Origin of the sequence: Nonomuraea sp. CA-141351 (genome assembly GCF_050944675.1) — a bacterium.
Taxonomy (GTDB): domain Bacteria; phylum Actinomycetota; class Actinomycetes; order Streptosporangiales; family Streptosporangiaceae; genus Nonomuraea.
This window is the reverse complement of the sequence record NZ_CP191982.1, coordinates 7,838,207-7,858,154: the sequence shown is the minus strand read 5'-3', so window position 1 is coordinate 7,858,154 and position 19,948 is coordinate 7,838,207. Positions and strand designations below refer to the sequence as shown.

23 protein-coding genes are annotated in these 19,948 nt (G+C 72.3%); 17 read left to right on the top strand and 6 right to left on the bottom strand.

Going from position 1 to position 19,948, the window contains the following annotated elements:
* Positions 1–31 precede the first annotated feature (31 nt).
* From ACQPWU_RS37085 to rbsK, 9 genes are read left to right on the top strand one after another with little or no spacing between them, the layout of a single operon-like run.
* Positions 32–1,114, top strand: a complete 1,083-nt coding sequence (locus ACQPWU_RS37085; RefSeq protein WP_433430074.1) for a LacI family DNA-binding transcriptional regulator — start codon at positions 32–34, stop codon at positions 1,112–1,114.
* Positions 1,111–2,025, top strand: a complete 915-nt coding sequence (locus ACQPWU_RS37080; protein WP_433430072.1) for a carbohydrate ABC transporter permease — start codon at positions 1,111–1,113, stop codon at positions 2,023–2,025. Before ACQPWU_RS37085 ends, ACQPWU_RS37080 begins: the two co-directional genes overlap by 4 nt.
* On the top strand, positions 2,022–2,849 hold the full coding sequence (locus ACQPWU_RS37075; RefSeq protein ID WP_433430071.1) for a carbohydrate ABC transporter permease: 828 nt from the start codon (positions 2,022–2,024) through the stop codon (positions 2,847–2,849). The genes ACQPWU_RS37080 and ACQPWU_RS37075 overlap by 4 nt, the downstream gene beginning before the upstream one ends.
* Before the next feature lie 9 nt (positions 2,850–2,858).
* Positions 2,859–4,169 (top strand): ABC transporter substrate-binding protein, encoded by a 1,311-nt coding sequence (locus ACQPWU_RS37070; protein WP_433430069.1) that lies wholly within the window; start codon positions 2,859–2,861, stop codon positions 4,167–4,169.
* On the top strand, positions 4,166–5,131 hold the full coding sequence (locus ACQPWU_RS37065) for an ADP-ribosylglycohydrolase family protein (RefSeq protein ID WP_433430068.1): 966 nt from the start codon (positions 4,166–4,168) through the stop codon (positions 5,129–5,131). Before ACQPWU_RS37070 ends, ACQPWU_RS37065 begins: the two co-directional genes overlap by 4 nt.
* A gap of 6 nt (positions 5,132–5,137) precedes the next feature.
* Positions 5,138–6,145, top strand: a complete 1,008-nt coding sequence (locus ACQPWU_RS37060; protein WP_433430066.1) for an ADP-ribosylglycohydrolase family protein — start codon at positions 5,138–5,140, stop codon at positions 6,143–6,145.
* Positions 6,142–7,281, top strand: coding sequence for an ADP-ribosylglycohydrolase family protein (locus ACQPWU_RS37055; protein ID WP_433430065.1), 1,140 nt, complete (start codon positions 6,142–6,144; stop codon positions 7,279–7,281). Before ACQPWU_RS37060 ends, ACQPWU_RS37055 begins: the two co-directional genes overlap by 4 nt.
* Positions 7,278–8,666, top strand: a complete 1,389-nt coding sequence (locus ACQPWU_RS37050) for an ADP-ribosylglycohydrolase family protein (protein ID WP_433430063.1) — start codon at positions 7,278–7,280, stop codon at positions 8,664–8,666. Before ACQPWU_RS37055 ends, ACQPWU_RS37050 begins: the two co-directional genes overlap by 4 nt.
* Positions 8,663–9,547, top strand: a complete 885-nt coding sequence (gene rbsK, locus ACQPWU_RS37045; RefSeq protein WP_433430061.1) for a ribokinase — start codon at positions 8,663–8,665, stop codon at positions 9,545–9,547. Before ACQPWU_RS37050 ends, rbsK begins: the two co-directional genes overlap by 4 nt.
* 2 nt (positions 9,548–9,549) lie before the next feature.
* On the opposite strand, the gene ACQPWU_RS37040 is transcribed toward rbsK, so the two are convergent.
* On the bottom strand, positions 9,550–10,110 hold the full coding sequence (locus ACQPWU_RS37040; protein WP_433430060.1) for a dihydrofolate reductase family protein: 561 nt from the start codon (positions 10,108–10,110) through the stop codon (positions 9,550–9,552).
* A gap of 55 nt (positions 10,111–10,165) precedes the next feature.
* Complete coding sequence (locus ACQPWU_RS37035; protein WP_433430059.1) at positions 10,166–10,690, bottom strand: NUDIX hydrolase; 525 nt, start codon at positions 10,688–10,690, stop codon at positions 10,166–10,168.
* Positions 10,691–10,733: 43 nt separating this feature from the next.
* Between ACQPWU_RS37035 and ACQPWU_RS37030 the strand changes: the two genes are divergently transcribed.
* On the top strand, positions 10,734–10,943 hold the full coding sequence (locus tag ACQPWU_RS37030) for a hypothetical protein (protein ID WP_433430058.1): 210 nt from the start codon (positions 10,734–10,736) through the stop codon (positions 10,941–10,943).
* 21 nt (positions 10,944–10,964) lie between these two features.
* On the opposite strand, the gene ACQPWU_RS37025 is transcribed toward ACQPWU_RS37030, so the two are convergent.
* Positions 10,965–11,660 (bottom strand): FadR/GntR family transcriptional regulator, encoded by a 696-nt coding sequence (locus tag ACQPWU_RS37025; RefSeq protein WP_433430057.1) that lies wholly within the window; start codon positions 11,658–11,660, stop codon positions 10,965–10,967.
* Between the two features lie 209 nt (positions 11,661–11,869).
* On the opposite strand from ACQPWU_RS37025, the gene leuA reads away from it, so the two are divergent.
* On the top strand, positions 11,870–13,546 hold the full coding sequence (leuA, locus tag ACQPWU_RS37020; RefSeq protein ID WP_433445381.1) for a 2-isopropylmalate synthase: 1,677 nt from the start codon (positions 11,870–11,872) through the stop codon (positions 13,544–13,546).
* Positions 13,547–13,568: 22 nt separating this feature from the next.
* Complete coding sequence (locus ACQPWU_RS37015; protein ID WP_433430056.1) at positions 13,569–14,072, top strand: nucleotidyltransferase domain-containing protein; 504 nt, start codon at positions 13,569–13,571, stop codon at positions 14,070–14,072.
* Here the strand turns inward: ACQPWU_RS37015 and pyrF are convergent.
* Entirely contained in the window at positions 14,063–14,887 is an 825-nt protein-coding gene (gene pyrF / locus ACQPWU_RS37010; protein ID WP_433430054.1) for an orotidine-5'-phosphate decarboxylase, read from the bottom strand. The genes ACQPWU_RS37015 and pyrF overlap by 10 nt on opposite strands.
* Positions 14,888–14,990: 103 nt before the next feature.
* Here pyrF and ACQPWU_RS37005 point away from each other — a divergent pair, with 103 nt between their 5' ends.
* Together ACQPWU_RS37005 and ACQPWU_RS37000 are read left to right on the top strand one after the other, a co-directional pair.
* Positions 14,991–15,464 carry a DUF6968 family protein gene (locus ACQPWU_RS37005; RefSeq protein ID WP_433430053.1) on the top strand — a complete coding sequence of 158 codons (474 nt, stop codon included), beginning with the start codon at positions 14,991–14,993 and terminating at the stop codon, positions 15,462–15,464.
* Between the two features lie 42 nt (positions 15,465–15,506).
* Positions 15,507–16,301 (top strand): Cof-type HAD-IIB family hydrolase, encoded by a 795-nt coding sequence (locus tag ACQPWU_RS37000; protein ID WP_433430052.1) that lies wholly within the window; start codon positions 15,507–15,509, stop codon positions 16,299–16,301.
* A gap of 17 nt (positions 16,302–16,318) precedes the next feature.
* Here the strand turns inward: ACQPWU_RS37000 and ACQPWU_RS36995 are convergent, their stop codons facing one another.
* Positions 16,319–16,660: a winged helix-turn-helix transcriptional regulator gene (locus ACQPWU_RS36995; RefSeq protein WP_433430050.1), complete on the bottom strand. Its 342-nt coding sequence runs from the start codon at positions 16,658–16,660 to the stop codon at positions 16,319–16,321.
* Positions 16,661–16,740: 80 nt separating this feature from the next.
* Between ACQPWU_RS36995 and ACQPWU_RS36990 the strand changes: the two genes are divergently transcribed.
* Together ACQPWU_RS36990 and ACQPWU_RS36985 are read left to right on the top strand one after the other, a co-directional pair.
* Positions 16,741–17,379 (top strand): NADPH-dependent F420 reductase, encoded by a 639-nt coding sequence (locus ACQPWU_RS36990; protein ID WP_433430049.1) that lies wholly within the window; start codon positions 16,741–16,743, stop codon positions 17,377–17,379.
* 110 nt (positions 17,380–17,489) lie between these two features.
* Positions 17,490–17,861: a hypothetical protein gene (locus ACQPWU_RS36985; RefSeq protein WP_433430047.1), complete on the top strand. Its 372-nt coding sequence runs from the start codon at positions 17,490–17,492 to the stop codon at positions 17,859–17,861.
* Between the two features lie 79 nt (positions 17,862–17,940).
* Here the strand turns inward: ACQPWU_RS36985 and ACQPWU_RS36980 are convergent, their stop codons facing one another.
* Entirely contained in the window at positions 17,941–18,597 is a 657-nt protein-coding gene (locus ACQPWU_RS36980) for an endonuclease V (RefSeq protein ID WP_433430046.1), read from the bottom strand.
* Between the two features lie 82 nt (positions 18,598–18,679).
* Here ACQPWU_RS36980 and ACQPWU_RS36975 point away from each other — a divergent pair, with 82 nt between their 5' ends.
* On the top strand, positions 18,680–19,933 hold the full coding sequence (locus tag ACQPWU_RS36975; protein WP_433430044.1) for an alpha/beta hydrolase: 1,254 nt from the start codon (positions 18,680–18,682) through the stop codon (positions 19,931–19,933).
* The last annotated feature ends 15 nt before the right edge of the window (positions 19,934–19,948 follow it).

The following is a 19,948-nucleotide window of genomic DNA, read 5'->3' as shown; positions in this document are numbered from 1 at the left end:
TAAACGTTTACAACACCATGGAAGGACAACCTTGGCCGACGGACCCACGATCAACACGATCGCCGAGCGCGCCGGTGTCTCGATCGCCTCCGTCTCGCGGGTGTTGAACGGCCTGCCGACCAGGCAGGAGACCGTGCGCAAGGTGATGGCCGCCGCCGACGAGCTCGGCTACGTGCGCAACGCCGTGGCCAGGTCGCTCAAGTCGCGCCGCACCCACCAGGTCGCCTTCGCCATGGCCGACGTCGGCAACCCCGCCTACCTGGCCATGCTCCGCGAGATCCAGCCCGTGCTGAAGGCCGCCGGATACCGGCTCGTGCTGCACTCCACCGACGCCGTCGTGGCCGACGAGATCGACGTGCTGCACAGCCTGGGCGAGCGGTACGTGGACGGGCTGATCATGAGCCCGCTGCGGGTCACCGAGGCGCACCTCGAGATGCTGGCCGCCGCCAGGGCGCCCGTCGTGATCATCGGGTCCGTGCCCGACGGCACCCGCGTGGACAACGTACGGGCCGACTCGCGGACCGGCGTCCGGTTGGCGGTCGATCACCTGTACTCGCTCGGCCGCCGCAGGATCGCCATGGTCAACGGCCCGCTGGACACCGTGCCCGGCGCCGCTCGCGGGGACGCCTACCGGGAGGCGCTGCGGGACCTGGGCGTGCCCTACGACGAGGACCTCGTGCAGATCGGCGACTTCTACCGCGCGGAGGGGGGCCGCGCGGTGGCGGAGCTGCTCGCCAGGGTCCCGGACGTGGACGCGCTGCTGTGCGCGAACGACCTGATCGCGCTGGGCGCGCTCGACGTGCTGCGGGCCGCGGGGCGCCGGGTGCCGGACGACGTGGCGGTGGTCGGCATGGACGACACCGACCTGGCCGCCGCCTCCTGGCCCTCGCTGACCAGCGTCTCGCTGGGGTCGGCCGAGCGCGGCAAGGCCGCCGCCGAGCTGCTGCTCGAGCGGCTGCAGGGCGGCGACCGCGGGCCCAGGCTGGTCACCGTGCCGCCCCGCCTCGTGGTCCGCGCCTCCACGATGGGCGCCGAATACGAGAACGCGCACCGTCCGGCCGGGGACGAGAGCGCGAGCCGTACCCGTACAGACCTGACCAAGGAGGACGCGTGACGGCGACCGTGACGAGGGCGGCGCCGCCGCGCGGGCCGCGCGTGCGACGCGGCGGGATCTCGCGCAGGACGCGCGAGATGTGGCTGCTCATGCTGCCCGCCCTGGTGCCGGTGCTGCTGTTCAGCGTCGGCCCGCTGCTGTACGGCATCGGCCTGGCCTTCACCGACGCCCGCAACGTACGCAACCACGACACGAGCTTCGTCGGCCTGGAGAACCTCACCGACCTGCTCGCGGACGGCGACTTCTGGTCCTCGTTCAAGATCGGGGCGATCTGGTCGGTCTCCGTGACCGTGCTGCAGTTCCTGGCCGCGCTCGGCCTGGCGCTGCTGCTCAACCAGAACCTGAGGTTCAGGAGCGTGGCCCGGGTGCTGGCGGTGGTGCCGTGGGCGATGCCGCCCGTGGTCATCGGACTGATGTGGAAGCTGGTCTACCACCCCGACGCCGGCATCCTGAACGGCCTGCTGGGCACGGACATCGACTGGCTGGCCGACTTCTCGCTCGCGCTGCCCGCGATCATCGTGGTCGGCGTCTGGACCGGCATGCCGCAGACCACTGTGGTGCTGCTGGCGGGCCTGCAGGGCATCCCGAAGGAGCTGTACGAGGCGGTCGAGGTGGACGGCGCGGGCGCCTGGCGGCGCTTCTGGAACATCACGCTGCCGCAGCTCAGGCCCGTCATCGTGGCGATCACCTCGCTCGACTTCGTGTGGAACATCAACCAGTTCGGCCTGGTGTACGTGCTTACGCAAGGCGGTCCCGGCGGCCATACGCGGCTGCCGATGCTCTTCGCCTACGAGGAGGCGTTCAGGTACCGGTTCGCCGGATACGCCTCGATGCTCGGCGTCGCCATGGCGATCGTCGTGCTCGCGGTGCTCGGCGTGTACCTGTGGCGGCAGATGAGGGAGGCCAAATGAGGATCGCCGGACGCGTCCTGCAGTACGCCGCGCTGGCCGCGTTCATCGTGTTCCTGGCGTTCCCGCTGGTGTGGCTGCTGTCCACGTCGCTGAAGACGCCGCGGGAGATGGCGCTGGCCGACCCCACGTGGATCCCGCGAGACCCGACGCTGGCCAACTTCGCCGACGCGTTCGGGGAGCAGGACCTGGTCGGGGCGGCGGTGCGCAGCCTGATCGTGGCGCTGTTCAGCAGCGCGATCACGGTGCTGATCTCGTTGCCCGCCGCCTACGCCATGGCCCGCTACCGCGGTCTGATCAACCGGATCGCGACCGGGTGGGTGCTGGTCAGCCAGGTGTTCCCGTTCATCCTGATCATCATCCCGCTCTTCATGATCCTGCGGGACCTGTCGCTGGTGAACACGCTGCCCGGGCTCGTGGTGGTGCACGTGACGTTCACGCTGCCGTTCGCGCTGTGGATGCTTCAGGGGTACGTGCGCGCCGTGCCGCCCGAGCTGGAGGAGGCCGCGGCGGTGGACGGCGCGTCCCGGCTGCGCTCGATCGCCAGCGTGGTCGCGCCGCTGCTGGCGCCGGGCGTGGTGGCCACGTTGCTGTTCTCGTTCATCTCGTCGTGGAACGAGTTCCTGTTCGCGCTCGTGATCCTGCAGGACCCCGACGTCATGACGCTCCCGCTCACGCTGGTGAGGTTCACCGGCCCGGAGGGGGTGGCCAGGCTCGGCCCGCTGGCCGCGGCGTCGCTCATGGCGACGATCCCGAGCCTGATCTTCTTCGCAATCATTCAGCGGCGACTGAAGTCCGGCCTGATGGCCGGCGCCGTCAAGGGCTAGGAGGCTCATATGCGAATCAAATCCGCTCTGGCGGCGGCTGCGATCGTCGCGCTCGCCGCCGCGTGCGGCAGTGGCGGAGGCGGCGGCGAATCCTCGTCCTCCTCCAAGAACGAGCCGGTGAAGCTCGACTTCCTCAGCCTGGCCTGGCAGAAGGAGTCCATCGCCGCGAACAAGCAGATCGTGGACGAGTGGAACAAGGCCAACCCGAACATCCAGGTCAACTACGTCCAGGGCAGCTGGGACAACGTCAACGACCAGCTCGTCACCCAGTTCGCCGGCGGCACTGCGCCCGACGTGATCCACAACGACTCGCCCGCGCTGTCCGGATTCGCCTCCGACGGCTACCTGCTCGACATCAAGGACAAGCTGCCGGCCGAGCTCAAGAGCGACATCCCGCAGGCCGCCTGGGACACCGTCACCTTCGACGGCGGCAAGGGCGAGCAGGGCGTGTACGGCGTGCCGTTCCTGCAGGAGTCGCAGGTCATCATCGCCAACAAGAAGCTGCTCGACGCGTCCGGCGTACGCGTCCCGACGTCCGACAACCCCTGGACGTGGGACGAGTTCTCCGCCGCGGCCAAGAAGATGACCAAGGGCGGCGCGTACGGCGTGGCCTGGGCGATGAAGTCGCCGGTCAACAAGACGCTCAACCTGGCGCTCAACTTCGGCGGCACGTTCTTCCAGACGGCCGACGGCAAGACCACGGTCAAGGTCGGGCCCGAGGAGCGTGAGGTGCTCCAGCGCATCCACGACCAGCTCTACAAGGACAAGTCCGCCGACCCGACCGCTCTCGGCCAAGGTACCGCGGACCCGCTGCCCGCCTTCTTTCAGGGCAAGTTCGCGCTGCTGCCCGCGGGCGTGTACCTGCGCCAGCAGGTCGCCGAGCAGGCTCCGGAGAAGTTCGAGTGGGTCACGCTCCCCGCGCCGAAGGGCACGAGCGCCCAGCAGGGAGCGGTCTCGCAGACGCTGTCGATCTCCCAGGACAGCAAGCACGCGGACGAGGCCATGAAGTTCATCGCGTTCTTCCTGAACGGCGCGAACCAGGCCAAGCTCGCCAAGGGCGACTGGCTCCTGCCGACCTCCCAGACGGCCGCCGCCGACCCGGCGATGACCACCGAGGAGAACGGCTGGGACGTGGCCACCGCCTCCGCCAAGAACCTCGTCGTGGCGCCGTTCCTCAAGGTGAACGGGTTCGACGAGTGGAAGAGCAAGGTGGCGACGCCCGCGCTGCAGGAGTACTTCGGCAACAAGATCACCATTGACCAGGCGGCCTCGAAGCTGGTCGAGGACGGCAACAAGGTGTTGGAGCGGTACCAGCGGTGAATTTTCGGGATAAAGCCCGCGGGTGTCTGCTCGGCCTCGCCGCCGGGGACGCCCTCGGAGCCCCGGCCGAGAACCTGCCGCCGTCGGAGATCCGGCGGCGGTGGGGCCGGCTCACCGAGATCGAGGGCGGGGGGACCGATGACACGGAGTACGCCATCTTCGCCGCGTCCCTGCTGGTCCGGCACGGGCACACGCTGACTTACGCCGACGTGGCCGCCGCGTACCGGCAGGAGGTCATCCCGCGGGTCTCCGGGCCCATGCGGGGGGCCGGGTTCTCCGAGCTGGGCACCGTCGAAGCGCTTCGCCGCGGCCTGGAGCCGCCTTTGACCGGGCTGGTGCACTCGCACGGGTGGTCGGACGGGCTCGCCATGCGCGCGGCGCCGTACGGGATCTTCTGCCCGGGGGACCCCTGGGAAGCGGCCCGGCTGGTGGAGCAGGACGGGCTGGTCAGCGGGTCCGGCGAGGGCATCCTGGGCGGCCGCGCGGTCGCCGGGGCGGTCGCGGCCGCGATGGGCGGTGCCTCCCCGGAGGATGCGGTGACGGCCGCCCTGTCGGTGATCCCCGCCGACTCCTGGACGGCCCGCAACATCGCGCGTGCCCGTGCGGTGGGCAGGCCGGGCGCGGACGATGAGGCCGGGCTCGTCGAGGCGTTGCACGAGGCCGTGGTCGTCGAGCACTACCCCTGGACCGACGTGGCGCCCGAGGCCGTGGCGCTGGCGCTGGCGGCGGTGCTGGCGGGCGGTGGCGACGTCGAGGCGTCCGTGACGTTCGGGGTGAGCCTGGGCAGGGACGCCGACACGATCGGCGCCATCGCCGGGGCCATCACAGGAGCCATGCGGGGAGAGCACGGCGTGCCCGGGCGCTGGGCGGCCAGGATCGGACCCGTGACAGGCAAGTGCCTGCCCGTCGTGGCCGGAAAGCACGTGCTGGACGTCGCAGACGAACTGGCGGGAGGACTGTAGATCACGATGTCGGGGGAGAGAATCAGGGGGGCCTTCGCCGGGCTCGCCGTCGGTGACGCCGTGGGCTGGCCCGCGGCCAGGCACAGGGCGGCCTTGCACGCCCCCTGGAGCAGGCGCCTGCACAGAGAGCTGGACGCGTTCGCCGAGGAGCACAGGGTCACCACGCTGCCGGTCCCGTTCGCGCTCAACCAGCCGACGGCCCCGCTGGCCATCGGACCGTCCGACGACGCCGAGTGGCTCGCCTGGACGGCGCTCACGATCGACCGCCCGAGGGCCGAGGCGTTCAGAGAGCTCCTTACCGGCGAGACATCTGGTGTGCCGGGGATCCGGGAAGGGGTCAGGGCGCGCATTTCGGTGGCCACCGCGCTCGGCAACCTCGCCAAGGGGGTCGAGCCGCCCGCGTCCGGGCACGACAACCCGCACCACTTCGACGACGCCGCCGCCGTCAGGGCCGTGGCGTTCGGAGCCCTGGGGAGGGACCCCACACAGGACGCCCAGGTGACGAACGCCTACGACGGCGTCCTGGGCGCCCAGGCCATGGCCGCCGCCGTGGCCGAGGCGGTGGCGTCGGGATCGGCGGCCGCGGCGGTCGAGGCGGCGCTGGCCGTACTGCCGGAAGACACCGCCATCGGACACAACGCCCGCCTGGCGCTGGCCGTCACGCGCAAGGCGGGTGACCCGTTCGCGGCCGTGCCCGCGCTCGACGCCGCGCTCCTCGACCACGTCTACAGCTACGGCGTGGGCGCCGCGCAGACCGTCCCGGTGGCGCTGGCGCTGGCCGAGGCGGCGGGCGGCGAACTCGCCCGCGCCGTGCCCGCGGCGGCCTGCCTGGCCGCGCTGGCCGACTCGGTGCCCGCGCTGACCGGGGCGCTGGCGGGGGCCTGCGGCGGGTATGAGGCGATCCCGGAGGGGTGGATCGCGTCGGCCCGCACGCTGGCCGGTTGTTGCCTGCCTGACCTGGCGGGCCGGGATCTGATCGAACTAGCGAGCAATTTCACGGAGGGAATCGCATGACGCCGCTTGAAGACAGGGCCACTGGCTGCGTGGCGGGGGCGGCGGTCGGTGACGCGCTGGGCGGCGCCACCGAGGGCTGGACCCCCGAGCAGATCGTCAAGAGGTACGGGGGCCGCGTCGAGGGCGTCGTGCCGCCGTTCAACGAGGACTGGCGCAACGCCCGCCCCATCGCCCCGTACCACAAGGGCGACGGGCACATCACCGACGACACGTTGATGACGCACGCCCTGATCCGCGTGTACGAGAAGGCCGGCGGGCACCTGGACGCGTACGCGATGGCCGATCACCTGGTGCCGGAGCTCATGGGCGAGCGGCGGTGGATCCCCGAGCTGGAGGCGGAGGCACTGCCGCTGCAGCGGATCTTCCTGGCCGAGAAGTGGATCGTGGCCAGGCTGCACTACGGGCACGTGGACCCGCGCGAGGCCGGTGTCGGAAACATCGTGAACTGCGGCGCGGCCATGTACGTCGCCCCCGTCGGCATCGTGAACGCCGCCGACCCCGACGCCGCCTACGCCGAGGCCGTCGACCTGGCCGGGGCGCACCAGTCCAGCTACGGTCGTGAGGCCGCCGGGGTCATGGCCGCCGCCGTGGCCGAGGCCATGCGGCCGGGGGCCAGCGCCGACTCGGTGGTCGCGGCCTGCCTGCGCCTGGCCAAGGACGGCACCAAGGCCGCCATCGAGTCGGTCTGCGAGGCCGCCGCCGGGCTGGGGCACTGGGACGGGTCCTTCGAGACGCTGCGTGCCGCCATGCGGCCTTACGACACGGTCGCCGACACCTACCGCGACCAGGGGCTGGGGGCGCGGCGGCCGAGCCGGGTGCACAGCATCGAGGAGTTGCCGCTGGCGCTGGGCTTCCTCGTGATCGCGAAGGGCGACTACCGCGACACCGTGCTGGGCGGCGTCAACTACGGGCGCGACGCCGACTCGATCGCCTCCATGGGCGGGGCCATCGCGGGGGCGCTCGGGGGCCTGGCGGCGGTCCCGTCGGAGTGGGTCGGGCAGGTGGGGGCGGCCAGCCGTACGGACCTGGTGGCTCCGGGGCTCGCCATCGCCGAGGTGGCGCGCCGGGTGCACGCCGACGACCTGAAGCGGCGCCGTGGCCACGAGGCCGCCTTCGCCGCCCTGGACCGCGGATGATCCGCCTCACCTGGGTCCAGCCGGAGGACCTGATCGGGCACGAGCTCCGACAGGCCGCCGAGGACGGCCGGGCCTCCGGTCCCGACGGCGAGCGGGTGCGGGCGATCGCGGCCCGGTGGCGTGCGGCCGGCGGCCACGACGCGCCCCCGCGCGCCGGTGCCTCGGAGCCGGGGGCCGCGCGGCTGCGGGGGCCGGCGGAGGGGCTGCTGGACGAGCTGGCCGCGATCCCGTCGCCGCTGGACGAGCCCTCTGACCTGGCCGCCATCATCGCGGCCTGCCCCGCCTGGCCGGGCGTCGGGCGCGCGGCGACCGTCGATGGCGCGCCGACAGCGAGGAGCCGGGCAGGGGGCGTGGATCCGGCGCGGGTGCTCGGGGCGTGGCTCGGGCGGGCGGCCGGGTGTGTGCTGGGCAAGCCCGTGGAGAAGATCCCGCGCGAAGGCATCAGGGAGATCGCCGAGGCCACCGGCAACTGGCCCATCCGCGGCTGGTTCACCGCCAAGGGCCTGCCGGACGACGTGGCCCGCCGCTGGCCGTGGAACCGCCGCAGCGCCGTCAACTCGCTCGCCGAGAACATCGACGGCGTCCCCGAGGACGACGACCTCAACTACCCGCTGCTGGCCCTGTCCGTCCTCGAGCGCCACGGCCGCGACTTCACCACCGAGGACGTCGCCGAGCTCTGGCTGGACGAGCTGCCCGCGGGCCGTACGTTCACCGCCGAGCGCGTGGCGTACCGCAACCTCCTGGACGGCGTCGAGCCCCCGCGCACGGCCACCCACCGCAACCCGTTCAGGGAGTGGATCGGCGCCCTGATCAGGGCAGACGTGTACGGCTGGGCCAACCCGGGCGACCCGGCCACGGCCGCGGAGCACGCCTGGCGCGACGCCCGGCTCACGCACACCGCGAACGGGCTCTACGGGGCGATGTTCGTGGCCGCGATGTGCGCCGCCTCGATGGTCGCCACGGACGTGGCGGAGGTCGTACGGGCGGGCCTCGCCGTGGTGCCGGAGCGCTCGCGCCTGCACGAGGCGGTGCGTCTGGCCGCGGCCGACGCCGCACGCGAGGACGACTTCGAGCGTGTCATCGACCTCCTGCACGAACGCCATGGCACCCTGCACTGGGTGCACACCATCAACAACGCCGCACTCATCGCCGCCACGCTCATCCACGGCCGGGGCGACTTCACCGCCACCATCGCCGGAGCGGTCGCCGGTGGCTGGGACACCGACTCCGCCGGGGCCACCGCCGGGTCCATCGCGGGCGCGCTCAACGCGGGCGTGCCGGACCGGTGGCGCATGCGAAACAGCCTGGCCAGCAGCTTGACCGGGTTCGACGGAGTGGGGCTGGACACGCTGGCCGACCGCACACGGGAGATGATGAGGGCATGATCTCGGTTTTCGGCAGCGCCAACATGGACCTCGTCGCGTACGTCTCCGAAGCGCCCAAACGGGGCGAAACGGTGACCGGGCACCGGTTCAGGACCGTGCCCGGCGGCAAGGGCGCCAACCAGGCCATCGCCGCCGCCCGCGCGGGCGCGCAGGTGGCGTTCCTCGGTGCGGTGGGCGACGACGGGTTCGGGGCGGAGATGCGCGCCACGCTGGTGGAGGCCGGGGTCGACGTACGCGGCCTGCGTCAGGTGCCCGGGCCCAGCGGCATCGCCCACATCGTGGTCGACGACGCGGGCGGCAACTCGATCATCGTCGTCCCCGGCGCGAACGGCACGGTCATCGGCCCCTCAGGCGAGGACCTGGCCGCCATCGCGCGTTCGGAGGCGCTGCTGCTCCAGCTCGAGCTGCCCATGGAGGCCGTCGTCGGGGCCGCCCAGGCCGCCCAGGTCTCCGGCGTGCCGGTCTTCCTCACCCCCGCCCCCGCGCGGCCGCTGCCGGACGAGCTGCTCGACGCCGTCACGACGATCGTCCCGAACGAGCACGAGGCCGCCGCCATCACCGGCACCGCCGACCCGGACGCCGCCCTCGACGCACTCCTGGAGCGGGTCGAGGAGGCGGTGATCACGCTCGGCTCCGAGGGCGCGCTGTACGGGTCGAGGTCGGGGGAGCGGCTGCGGGTGCCGGCCGTGAAAGTGGAGGCGGTGGACACGACGGCGGCGGGCGACACGTTCGTGGGCGCGCTGGCCGTGGCAAGGTCGGAGGGGCAGGGCATGGCGTACGCCCTGGCCTTCGCGTCCACGGCGGCGGCGCTGTCGGTGCAGCGAGAGGGAGCCAGCACCTCGATGCCGGCCCGGCACGAGATCGAGAACGCCCTGCCGTAACGTCAGTCCCGCTCGTACCTCAGCAGCGCCACCCCGGCGTCGAACGTCTGCGTCTCCACCAGCCGCAGGCCGACCCGCTCCTTCTGCGGCAGGAACAGCGGCCGGCCGCCGCCGAGGACGACCGGGTGGATCATGACGTGGTACTCGTCGATCAACCCCAGCTCGGTGAGCGCACCGGCCAACCGCGACCCGCCGTTCAGCAGGAGGTCCTTGCCGGGCTGCCGCTTCAGCTCGGCGACCTCCTCGGCGAGGTTCCCGGAGACGATCCTGGTGTTCCAGCCGGCCTCCTCCAGCGTCGTGGAGAAAACGATCTTCGGGGTGCTCCGCCAGATGGGCGCGAACTTGAGGTCGTGCGGGTGGTCCGAGATCGACTCGGCCTGCGGCCAGAAGCCGGACATCATCTCCCACACGACGCGCCCGTACAGGAAGGTGCCGACGCGGGCGTTGATCTCGTCCCCGTACGCCGACAGCTCCGGGCCCATCGCCGGCCAGTCGAACTCCCCGTTCGGCCCCTCGATGTGGCCGTCGACCGAGGTGTGGACCCAGTAGATGAGCTTGCTCATTTTGTGCTCCTTCTTCGTCGCTCTCGTGACCGGGTCGGAGCCGCCCGCGTGTTCTCTACATCCCTTCTGAAGATTCTTTCTCGTGCGTCCAGCGGAGCCTGACCGGGGCGGCGGGCCGTGCCCCGGCCAGGAGATCGGGCAGCAGCCCGGCCAGGCCGGGCGGGAACACCCGCTCCTCGGTGGCGGCCAGCTCGCCGGCGCTCCACCAGCGGTTGCCGTGCCGGAAGTCCTCCGTCTCGTAGTCCTCCAGGGCGGTGGGCGCGACGGTCGCGGACGCCACACGGGCGAAGAAGTACGTGTGCAGGGAGTGGAAGTGCCGGCCCAGGTTGGACCAGTCGCCCTCGTTCACCGCCACGGGGTCGCCGAGGTCCGCGGGGTCCAGCACGTGGCCGGTCTCCTCCAGGGCCTCGCGAACCGCCGCCTCCACCGGGGTCTCTCCCGCCTCGAGCCCGCCGCCGGGCAGGTGCCAGGCGGGCTCCTTGGGCCACGGGTCCGGCGGGGTGAAGCGGAACAGCAGGACGCGGTCGTCGGGGGCGGCCAGGATGACGCGGGCTGTGGGGCGCTGGGTTCGGATGATCATCCCTGAACGGTAACAAGACGGTTTTCTGGGGCAGGTGGTGACTATGACCGAGAATTCCGAGGAACTGCCCGAAGCGGTGCGGGGCATCAACGGCGAGAGCGACCTCGTCGCGGAACGGTCCTGCGCCAGCACTCCGAAGTACCGCCGTCCCGTTCCCGCCAATCCGCCGGAGGAGTGGGAGGAGCCCGAGCCGGAGGAGGAACTGGACGAGGACGAGGACGTCATCCGCCCGGACGCGGGCCCCACGGGCTAGCCGTACTGACCTGGGGCGCCGTCAGCGGTGGTCGCCGTGCAGGTGGGCGAGCGTCTGCTCCAGCTCCGCCTGCAGGATGCCGCTGGCCGCGTCCCCGTCTCCCCGGCGGATGGCCGCCACCAGCGCCGCGTGCGTGTCGTGCCCGGGACTGCGATCGTGCGAGCGCAACCCGAGCACCTCCACCAGATCGATCAGCCCTCCGCGCAACGCTGGCGCGAACTCCGCGAACAGGTCGGTCAGCACCGGATTGCCGGCCGCGGCAACGACCGCCATGTGCAGGGAGATGTCCGCGTCCACGAACGCGGCGTCGTCCCCCGACGCCGCCTGGGCCCGTCCCTCCAGCGCCGATTCCAGCGCCGCGACGTCCTCGTCCGTACGCCGCCGCGCGGCCAGCCGGGCGGCCTGCGTCTCGACCATCATGCGCACCTCGTAGACGTCCGCGATGGCGGCCCGCCGCAGCCTGGCCGGCCAGTCCTCGGCGGGCTCCGTGGCGATCACGAACACCCCGGACCCCTGGCGGGCCTGCACCAGCCCCGCCCCCGCGAGGGCGCGCAGCGCCTCGCGCACGGTCGAGCGCCCCACCCCGAGGGCCTTGGCCAGCGCGTTCTCCCCGGGCAGGCGCGTCCCCACCGGCCACTCGCCCTGCGTGATCTGCTCGCGCAGGTGCTGGGTGGCCTGCTCGACGAGCGGACTGGGGCGGAGGGAGCCGAGCGGCATCGGAAGCACCTCTCAGGTTGTCTGAGGACCTGTGTTGTGGTTAGTGTAGCGGCCATGACGTTGCACGGTCTCCTTCTCGGCCGCCGTGACGGGGCCTGACCGGACCGGCACCCCGCCGCGGTGGTGAGAGTGCCCGCCGGTCCTTCCCACCGACGACGGAGAAGGAAAGATCAGCCGTGTACGACTGGAACCTGCAACGCCCCAGCGGCATGCCGTACCACCGCTACAAGCCTGCCCACGAGCGCGTCGAGGTGCCGCTCACCGAGCGCGCCTGGCCGGCCGGGCGCATCACGAGAGCCCCGCTCTGGGTGCCCGTGGACCTGCGCGACGGCAACCAGGCGCTGGCCGAGCCGATGGACCCAGCACGCAAGCGCCGGATGTTCGAGCTGCTCACCGGCATGGGATTCAAGGAGATCGAGGTCGGTTACCCGTCCTCCAGCCAGTTGGACTTCGACTTCGTCCGCGAACTCGCCGCGCCGGGCGCCGTGCCGGAGGACGTGACCGTGGTCGTGTTCACGGCCGCCAGGCGGGACCTGATCGAGCGCACGTTCGCCTCGATCGAGGGCCTGCCCCGCGCGGTCGTGCACCTCTACACCGCCACCGCCCCCACCTGGCGTGACGTGGTGCTCGGCCACGACAGGCGTGAGCTGCGCGCCCTGATCATGGACGCCGCCGGGCACGTCGCCAGGCTCGCGGACGGCCGTGACGTGCGCTTGCAGTTCTCGCCGGAGGTGTTCAACCTCACCGAACCCGACTACGCGCTGGAGGTCTGCAACGACCTGACCGCCCTGTGGGACGCCTCGCCGGACCGCCCCGTGATCCACAACCTGCCGGCGACCGTCGAGGTGGCCACCCCGAACGTGTACGCCGACCAGATCGAGTACATGCACCGCCACCTGGACCGCAGGGACGCGGTGATCCTCTCCGTGCATCCGCACAACGACCGCGGCACCGGCGTGGCCTGTGCCGAGCTGGCCCTGCTGGCGGGCGCGCAGCGGGTGGAGGGCTGCCTGTTCGGCAACGGCGAGCGCACCGGCAACGTGGACCTGGTCACCCTCGCGCTCAACCTCTACTCCCAGGGCGTCGACCCCATGGTGGACATCTCGGATATCGATGAGGTGCGCCGGATCGTCGAGCACTGCAACCGCCTGCCGGTGCCCGACCGCCACCCGTACGTGGGCGACCTCGTCTACACCGCCTTCTCCGGCACCCACCAGGACGCCATCGGCAAGGGCCTGGCCCACCACGCCAAGCGGGCCGCGGAGCTGGGCGTCCCGCCGGAGCAGGCGCCGTGGGACGTGCCGTACCTGCCCATCGACCCCGCCGACGTGGGCCGCGACTACCAGGCGGTCATCCGCGTCAACAGCCAGTCGGGCAAGGGCGGCATCGCCTACCTCCTCCGCACCCGCTACGGCCTGGAGCTCCCCCGCCGGCTGCAGATCGACTTCTCGTCGGTCGTCCAGCGGGCCACCGACGGCAGCGGGGAGGAGATCACGGCCGAGCAGCTCTGGGAGCTCTTCCACGCCACCTACCTGGCCGCGGGCGAGGCCGGCGCGCTGGCCGGATGGAGCACGAGGCAGACGGGGCCGGGGGCGCACGAGTTCTCCGGCACGCTGCGCTCGGGGCGCCGGCTGCACGGCACCGGCAACGGCCCGCTGTCCGCGCTGACCGCCGCGCTCGCCGCCGACGGGATCGACGTCGACATCCTCCACTACGCCGAGCACGCCCTGGACCCCGGCCGCGGCAGCCGCGCCATCGCGTACGTGGAGGCCCGCGTCGACGGCGCCACCCGCTGGGGCGCGGCCCAGGACACCTCCGTCCTGACCGCCTCGGTCCACGCGGTGCTCGCCGCCGTCAACCGCGTCCTGGCGGATGTGCCAGGCTGATCATCGGATCTGAGGAGGCCGGATGTTCGAGGCGGGCGACGTGCTGCGGGTGCTGGAGACGCTGCGGGAGGCGGGCTGCGAGGTCTGGGTCGCCGGCGGCTGGGGGATCGACGCGCTCGTGGGCCGCGTCACCAGAGAGCACCACGACCTCGACCTGCTCCATCGCGTCGAGCAGGAGCCCGCCGTGATCGCCGCGCTCGAGTCGGAGGGGTACGCCGAGCGCGACGGCGCCGTGCCGGGCCGGCCGGCCCGCTTCGTCATGGCCGGCCCCCATGGCCGCGAGCTGGACCTGCACCCCCTGCGGTTCGCCCCCGACGGCTCGGCGCTGCAGCGCCTCGACGACCGGGACGGCGCCTTCTCCTACCCGGCCGCCGCCTTCGTCACCGGCGTGATCGAGGGCGTGCGGGTCCCCTGCCTGTCGGCCGCCCAGCAGGTGCACTTCCACCAGGGGTATGAGCCCCGGGCGCGCGACCTGCACGACATGGCGCGGCTACGGGAGGCGTTCGGGATCGCGACTCACTTCTGAGTGGCGATCCTGGCGTCCAGGTGGGCCGCGCACTCGTCACGGAAGTAGAGCGTGCGCGAGCGCAGCCGCTTGGGGTCGGCCAGCACGGCGCGGGAGACCGAGGGCACGACGGCGTGGCGTACGGACCCGAACAGCCGCGCCACGTCGGCGGGGGAGGCGCCCTGGGCGCCCAGCCCCGGCGCGAGGATGGGCCCGTTGAGGTCGAGCAGCGAGTGCTCCAGCTCGGGCAGTGTGGCCCCCATGACCACCCCCACGGGCCCGAACGGCGTGTGCCCGGCGTTCGCCGCGGCCGCGCCGGTGAGCACCTGGCCGGCCACGAGCCGCTGCAGCGGGGCCGCCTCCGGGTTGGAGGTGCGGGCCAGCACGAAGACGCCCGCGTCGTTGGCCACGGCCGAGGTGATCGCCCCCTCCAGCGACCCGAACCCGAGGTACGGGCTCAGCGTCACGGCGTCGACGGCCAGCGGGCTGCCCCGGTCGAGGTAGGCCTCGGCGTAGGCGGCCATCGTGCTGTCGATGTCGCCCCGCTTGACGTCGAGCAGCACCAGCGTGCCGGCCTCGCGCAGGTCGGCGATGGTGCGTTCCAGCACGGCGATGCCGCGGCTGCCCCAGCGCTCGAAGAAGGCCGACTGCGGCTTGACCACGGCCGCCACGTCGCTCACGGCGTCGGCCACCGTGCGGCTGAAGCGCTCGAGACCGGCGGGCGAGTCGTCGAGCCCCCAGGCGTGGAGCAGGGCCGGGCTCGGATCTATGCCCACACAGAGCGGTCCGCACTCGTCGAGCCTGGCGCGCAGGCGTGTTCCGAACGACTCGTTCATCCTCCGCAGCCTAGCTCCCGGCGGCCAGGGCCAGGAATGTTTACTGCGGTGATGATATGAACAGGTGTCTTCCAGGAGTGGCCTTGGGGGTAGATCAGCTTACATGTACGAGATCGCCCAACGGGTGCTGGTGCTGCGTACCGATCCGCCGCGCGATGTCACCGTCACCGTCGGCGTGCCTTATGAGGAGCCGACGGGAGACTGGTCGTGCCCGTACCGGATCGACGGGCTTGACGGGTGGGAGCACGAGCGGAAGGTCACCGGGTTCGACTCGCTCGAGGCGATCGAGCTGGCCCTGGTCATGGTGCGGGCCGCGCTGGCCGGCTCGCACGAGGCGAAGGAGGGGCTGCTGCACTGGGAGGACGTGCCGGAGCAGCGCCCGCAGACGGTGTACATGAGCTGGGACAAGATCCGTGATGTGGCCTATATCGCGATGAAGCACGAAATAGCGCCTGATGAGGTGGCAAATCAGGTCGCGGCGGAAGACGTCGTGCTGGACTTCGGCGACTCCGGGCAGCTCCTGGGCCTGGAGCTGCCGAACGCGTCGACACGGCTCCCGTCCGAGATGCGGATCTGACAGGGCTCTCCTCGGGCCGGGATAATCGGCACCGTGAGCACCATGACTCTCCCTCGTATCGTGGCCACCGACCTCGACGGCACCCTTCTCAACTCATCCGGCGCCATCACACCCCGCACCAGGGAGGCACTCCAGCGCGCCCGCGCGGCCGGAGCCGAGATCGTCTTCGTCACCGCCAGGGCGCCGCGCGGCATCCGCGAGATCGCCGGCCAGGCGGGCGTCTCGGGCACCGCGATCTGCAGCAACGGCGCGGTCGTGTACGACCTGGCCACCGACGAGATCACCGCCAGCCACCTCCTGGACCGGGCGGCGGCCAGGCGCGTCGCGGAGACCCTGTCCGAGGCCCTGCCCGGCGTCGGCCTGGCCGTCGAGACGGGCAGAAACCTGCTCACCGAGGCCGCCTACACCCGGCGCATCGAGCACGACCTGGCGTACTACCGCGAGGTGAGCTCCGTCTTCGACGGCGACGAGCCCATCGTCAAGCTGCTCGCCCTGTCGCCCGGCCACACGGCGGACGAGATGTTCACGGCCGTGATCGCGGCGATCGAGGGCCAGGCCGAGGTCACGCACTCAGGCGTGGACGGGCTCCTCGAGATCAGCGCTCCCGGCGTGACCAAGGCCGGCACGCTCGACGTGCTCTGCCGGGAGCGGGGGGTCGAGCCCGGCGAGGTGGTGGCGTTCGGCGACATGCCGAACGACCTGGCCGTGCTCGCCTACGCCGGCGCCGGGTACGCCATGGCCAACGCGCACCACCTGGTGCTGGCGGCGACCGAGCGCCGGACGCTGTCCAACGACGAGGACGGGGTGGCCGCCGTGCTCGAGGACCTCTACGGCTGACCCTTGGGCGCCCGCCGTCATTCAGGCTTCCAACGGCCCTGAGCGGCCATGACCTCGTCGGCGTGGTCGAACGCCCAGGCCCCGAACGCCTCGATCGGGCCGAGGAGGGTGCGGCCGAGGCCGGTCAGCTCGTACTCGACGCGGGGAGGGGTCTCGGCGTAGACGTGGCGCGAGACCAGGCCGTTGAACTCCAGGCGGCGCAGCGTCTCGGTGAGGACCTTGGTGCTGATGCCGCCGATCTCCTCGCGCAGCCGTCCCGGGCGACGCGGGCCGTGGCGCAGCGCCCAGATGACGACCGCGTTCCAGGTGTTGGCCAGCAGGTCGAAGGCCAGCCTTGCCTGGCAGTCGGCGATGAACAAGGGAGCCTCCATTAGGCACCGAATGGTGCGTGACGTCCTCTCTACAGTCCTTTTACCAGTTCACCTGAGAGAGGACGGACATGCGTATCGGAATTCTGGGAGCGGGCGGGATGGCGGACGCCCTGGGCACGCAGTGGGCTCGGGCGGGCCATGAGCTGATGGTCAGCGGACGGGATCTCTCGGCGGGCGAGGCCCGGGCCGCGAACATGACCGCGCAGGCGGACGGGGCGGTCGTGCGCGCCGGGAGCTGGGCGGAGGCGGCGGAGTTCGGGGAGGTCGCGATGGTGGCCGTCAGGCAGGCGGGGCTCGTCGGCGTGCTCCGCGCCGTCGGTACGGCGCTGCGCGGCAAGCCCGTCATCGACGTCGCCAACGCCGAAGGCCCCTACGACCCCACGCGCCCGATCGCCCCGATGATTGGCGATCTCACGGGAGGTCATGTGGTGAAGGCGTTCAACCTGTGCCACGTGGACGTCTGGCGGATGACGCCTCCCGTCTTCGACGGCCGCCCGCTGGCCGTGCCGCTGTGCGGTGACGACCCGGCGGCCCTGGCAGCCGTGCGCACGCTGGTCGCCGACCTCGGCTGCACGCCCGTGGACGGCGGCGGGCTCGAGCGGGCCATGCTGCTGGAGGCGACGGCCGCGTTCATGATCGGGCTCTGGTTCGGCGGCGCCGACGCCCAGGCCGTCCTTCCGCCGCTGTCCCACTCGGGCGTCTCGTAGCGGGACGTACGACTGGCGGCGTATCGGGGATGACGACGACCGGCGGATGCCCCGGGCCGCCTCCCGGCAAGATCCTGGAGACCTTCACACAAGGTCAAAGGAGAAGTCCAGTGGTAAGCCAGGTCGCCAAGGGGAGCGGGTATGTGACCGCGTTCAAGGCCGTCGTCGTGCTCAACACGCTGTCCGTGCTGGTCCAGGCCGTGACGGCCGGGCAGCTGATGAGCGGGGGAGGGGCGGCCGCGCACGGCACAGGGGCGCTCGCCGTGCACGTTCTGGGGCTGGCGCAGCTCGTCACCGCCGTCCTGCTGTGGCGCCCGGGCCGCGGCGCGGGCTGGCCGGCGCTGGTCAGCCTGGCGGTGCTGCTGCTCGGCTTCGCCCAGTCCGCCTTGGGCGGCTCGGGCGTGCTGGCGGTGCACGTCCCGCTCGCCATGGCCCTCTTCGGCCTCAGCGTCTGGCTCCTCGTCTGGGCCTGGCGCCGCTGACCCCGCCGCTCAGCCGCCCGGACCTCCGATCCCCGCCGATGGCGACGCTCGGGCGCGTCGAGGTTCGGCCCGGGCGGGGTCAGGTGGGGTGGCGGGCCAGGTGGTCGGCGTGGCGGATCGGGTCCGGGAGACGGTAGCGGGGGGCGAGGCTGAGGACCTGGTCCGTGGCCGTGTCCAGAGAGATGCGATGGCCCTGCGAGACGTACACCGGCTTGACGCCCCGCTGCGTGCGCAGCGCGCGGCCCACGACGGCGCCCTCGTGGACGATCGGCGACCACTCGCCCCGCTCCGGCCCGGGCATGTCATGCGTGCCCACGAAGGGTGTCTTGCCCACGCCGAGCGCCGGGAGGCCGGTCAGGACACCCAGGTGGCAGGCCAGGCCGAAGCCGCGCGGATGCGCCAGCCCGTACCCGTCGCAGACCAGCAGGTCGGGCGTGACGGTGAGCCGTTCGAGCGCCTCCACCAGGGCGGGCAGCTCGCGGAAGGCGAACAGGCCGGGCACGTAAGGGAACGCCACCTCGCCCTCGACCACCACCTCCTCCACCGTTGCCATCGTGCCGGCGGCGAGCACGACCACGGCGGCCGTCAGCGAGTCGCCCCGGTAATGCACGTCCAGGCCCGCCACCAGGGAGAAGACAGTGGGTCCCGTGAGCTCGACGCGCCCGCGGAGCCGGTCCTGGATGGACTCCGCCTCGGCGACGGTGGCCGGCCACGGGTGAAGCTGCTCAACCTGCACCCGGCTAAAGGTATGCCCCTTTCGTTCGGCACGCAGTTCGTCATCTCCAGCCCCGTGACGTCGCGTCTGTAGGCTCGGGATCATGAGTGAAGTGCTGGTGGTCGTCGGTCCCGGCGTGGTGGCCGACGCCGGGCTGCTCGCCGAGATCGCCACGCGCGAGTTCACCGCCCTCGGCGTCTCCGGCACGCTCGTCTACGCTCGCGACGCCGCCCACATCCTGTCCCTGGTGAACGGTGCAGCCTCCGCTGTCGTGCTGCCTGGACCTTCGGACGAGGTGCGCGCGCTGATCGGGCGGCCGCTCGGGGCGGTGGTCTGGGTGGACGTCGAGCGCGCCGACGGGGTGGTGGCGGGCCCCGGTGCCGCGCACCTCCACGGGCGTGGCGTCAGCGGGCCGGCCTGGGGAATCCGCCACGCCGTGCACCGGGTACGGCACCCGTCCCGGCGCATCGCGTACGGGCCGCTTCCGGACCAGTGGGGCGAGCTGTATCTGCCGGGCGGGGAGGAGGACGAGCGGGCGCCGGTCGCGGTGCTCATCCACGGTGGGTACTGGCGGTCGATCTGGGCGGCCGACCTCATGGAGCCGCTCTGCGTCGACCTGGCCGGGCGCGGGCTCGCGGTGTGGAACCTCGAATACCGGCGCCCCGACCTGCACGGCTGGCACGCGACCACGGCGGACGTGGCGGCAGGGCTGGCCGCCCTCACGACCTCAGGCGTCGACCGGGATGCCCCGGAGTCCGGGCCCGCCGGCCGTGACGTCGTGCCCGGGCTCTCCGACGTCGCGGCCTCCCTGGACCTTGCCAAGGTCGTCGTGGTGGGGCACTCGGCGGGCGCCCAGCTCGCCCTGCGCGCCGCGGCGGACCGTGCGCGGGCGGCGGGGCAGGGCGACACTCCGTCAGCGGGGGCGCGGATCGAGCTGGCGGTCTCGCTGGCAGGCGTGCTCGACCTCGTCCAGGGCGACAGGCGCTGGCTCAGCGCCGGCGCCGTGGCCTCCGCGCTCGGGAGGCACGCGCCCGCGGCCCTCGACCGGCCCGCCGCACTCGACCACGAGGCGGGGCCGGATGACCTCGGCGCCGGCACCGGTGACGAGGCCGCGCGTCTGTACGCGGAGGCATCACCCCTCCTCCGGCTCCCGCTCGGCGTACGCCAGCTCATCGTCCAGGGCGCCGACGACGACCTGGACCTGGTCGACTTCGGCCGCCGCTACGCACGGGCCGCCGAGGAGTCCGGCGACGACGTGACCTACGTCGAAATGCCCGGCGACCACTTCGACGTCATCCGCCCCGCCACCCCGATCTGGCAGGCCACGGCCCGCGCCATCGTGAGCGCGCTGAGATAGCCCTGACCGGATGGA

Excerpts from the sequence above, each read along its gene's own strand:
- ACQPWU_RS37075 (WP_433430071.1), top strand. The coding sequence starts at position 2,022 with ATGAGGATCGCCGGACGCGTCCTGCAGTACGCCGCGCTGGCCGCGTTC.
- ACQPWU_RS37070 (WP_433430069.1), top strand. The coding sequence starts at position 2,859 with ATGCGAATCAAATCCGCTCTGGCGGCGGCTGCGATCGTCGCGCTCGCC.
- ACQPWU_RS37060 (WP_433430066.1), top strand. The coding sequence starts at position 5,138 with ATGTCGGGGGAGAGAATCAGGGGGGCCTTCGCCGGGCTCGCCGTCGGT.
- ACQPWU_RS37055 (WP_433430065.1), top strand. The coding sequence starts at position 6,142 with ATGACGCCGCTTGAAGACAGGGCCACTGGCTGCGTGGCGGGGGCGGCG.
- ACQPWU_RS37050 (WP_433430063.1), top strand. The coding sequence starts at position 7,278 with ATGATCCGCCTCACCTGGGTCCAGCCGGAGGACCTGATCGGGCACGAG.
- rbsK (WP_433430061.1), top strand. The coding sequence starts at position 8,663 with ATGATCTCGGTTTTCGGCAGCGCCAACATGGACCTCGTCGCGTACGTC.
- ACQPWU_RS37040 (WP_433430060.1), bottom strand. The coding sequence starts at position 10,110 with ATGAGCAAGCTCATCTACTGGGTCCACACCTCGGTCGACGGCCACATC.
- ACQPWU_RS37035 (WP_433430059.1), bottom strand. The coding sequence starts at position 10,690 with ATGATCATCCGAACCCAGCGCCCCACAGCCCGCGTCATCCTGGCCGCC.
- ACQPWU_RS37030 (WP_433430058.1), top strand. The coding sequence starts at position 10,734 with ATGACCGAGAATTCCGAGGAACTGCCCGAAGCGGTGCGGGGCATCAAC.
- ACQPWU_RS37025 (WP_433430057.1), bottom strand. The coding sequence starts at position 11,660 with ATGCCGCTCGGCTCCCTCCGCCCCAGTCCGCTCGTCGAGCAGGCCACC.
- leuA (WP_433445381.1), top strand. The coding sequence starts at position 11,870 with ATGCCGTACCACCGCTACAAGCCTGCCCACGAGCGCGTCGAGGTGCCG.
- ACQPWU_RS37015 (WP_433430056.1), top strand. The coding sequence starts at position 13,569 with ATGTTCGAGGCGGGCGACGTGCTGCGGGTGCTGGAGACGCTGCGGGAG.
- pyrF (WP_433430054.1), bottom strand. The coding sequence starts at position 14,887 with ATGAACGAGTCGTTCGGAACACGCCTGCGCGCCAGGCTCGACGAGTGC.
- ACQPWU_RS37005 (WP_433430053.1), top strand. The coding sequence starts at position 14,991 with ATGTACGAGATCGCCCAACGGGTGCTGGTGCTGCGTACCGATCCGCCG.
- ACQPWU_RS37000 (WP_433430052.1), top strand. The coding sequence starts at position 15,507 with ATGACTCTCCCTCGTATCGTGGCCACCGACCTCGACGGCACCCTTCTC.
- ACQPWU_RS36990 (WP_433430049.1), top strand. The coding sequence starts at position 16,741 with ATGCGTATCGGAATTCTGGGAGCGGGCGGGATGGCGGACGCCCTGGGC.
- ACQPWU_RS36975 (WP_433430044.1), top strand. The coding sequence starts at position 18,680 with ATGAGTGAAGTGCTGGTGGTCGTCGGTCCCGGCGTGGTGGCCGACGCC.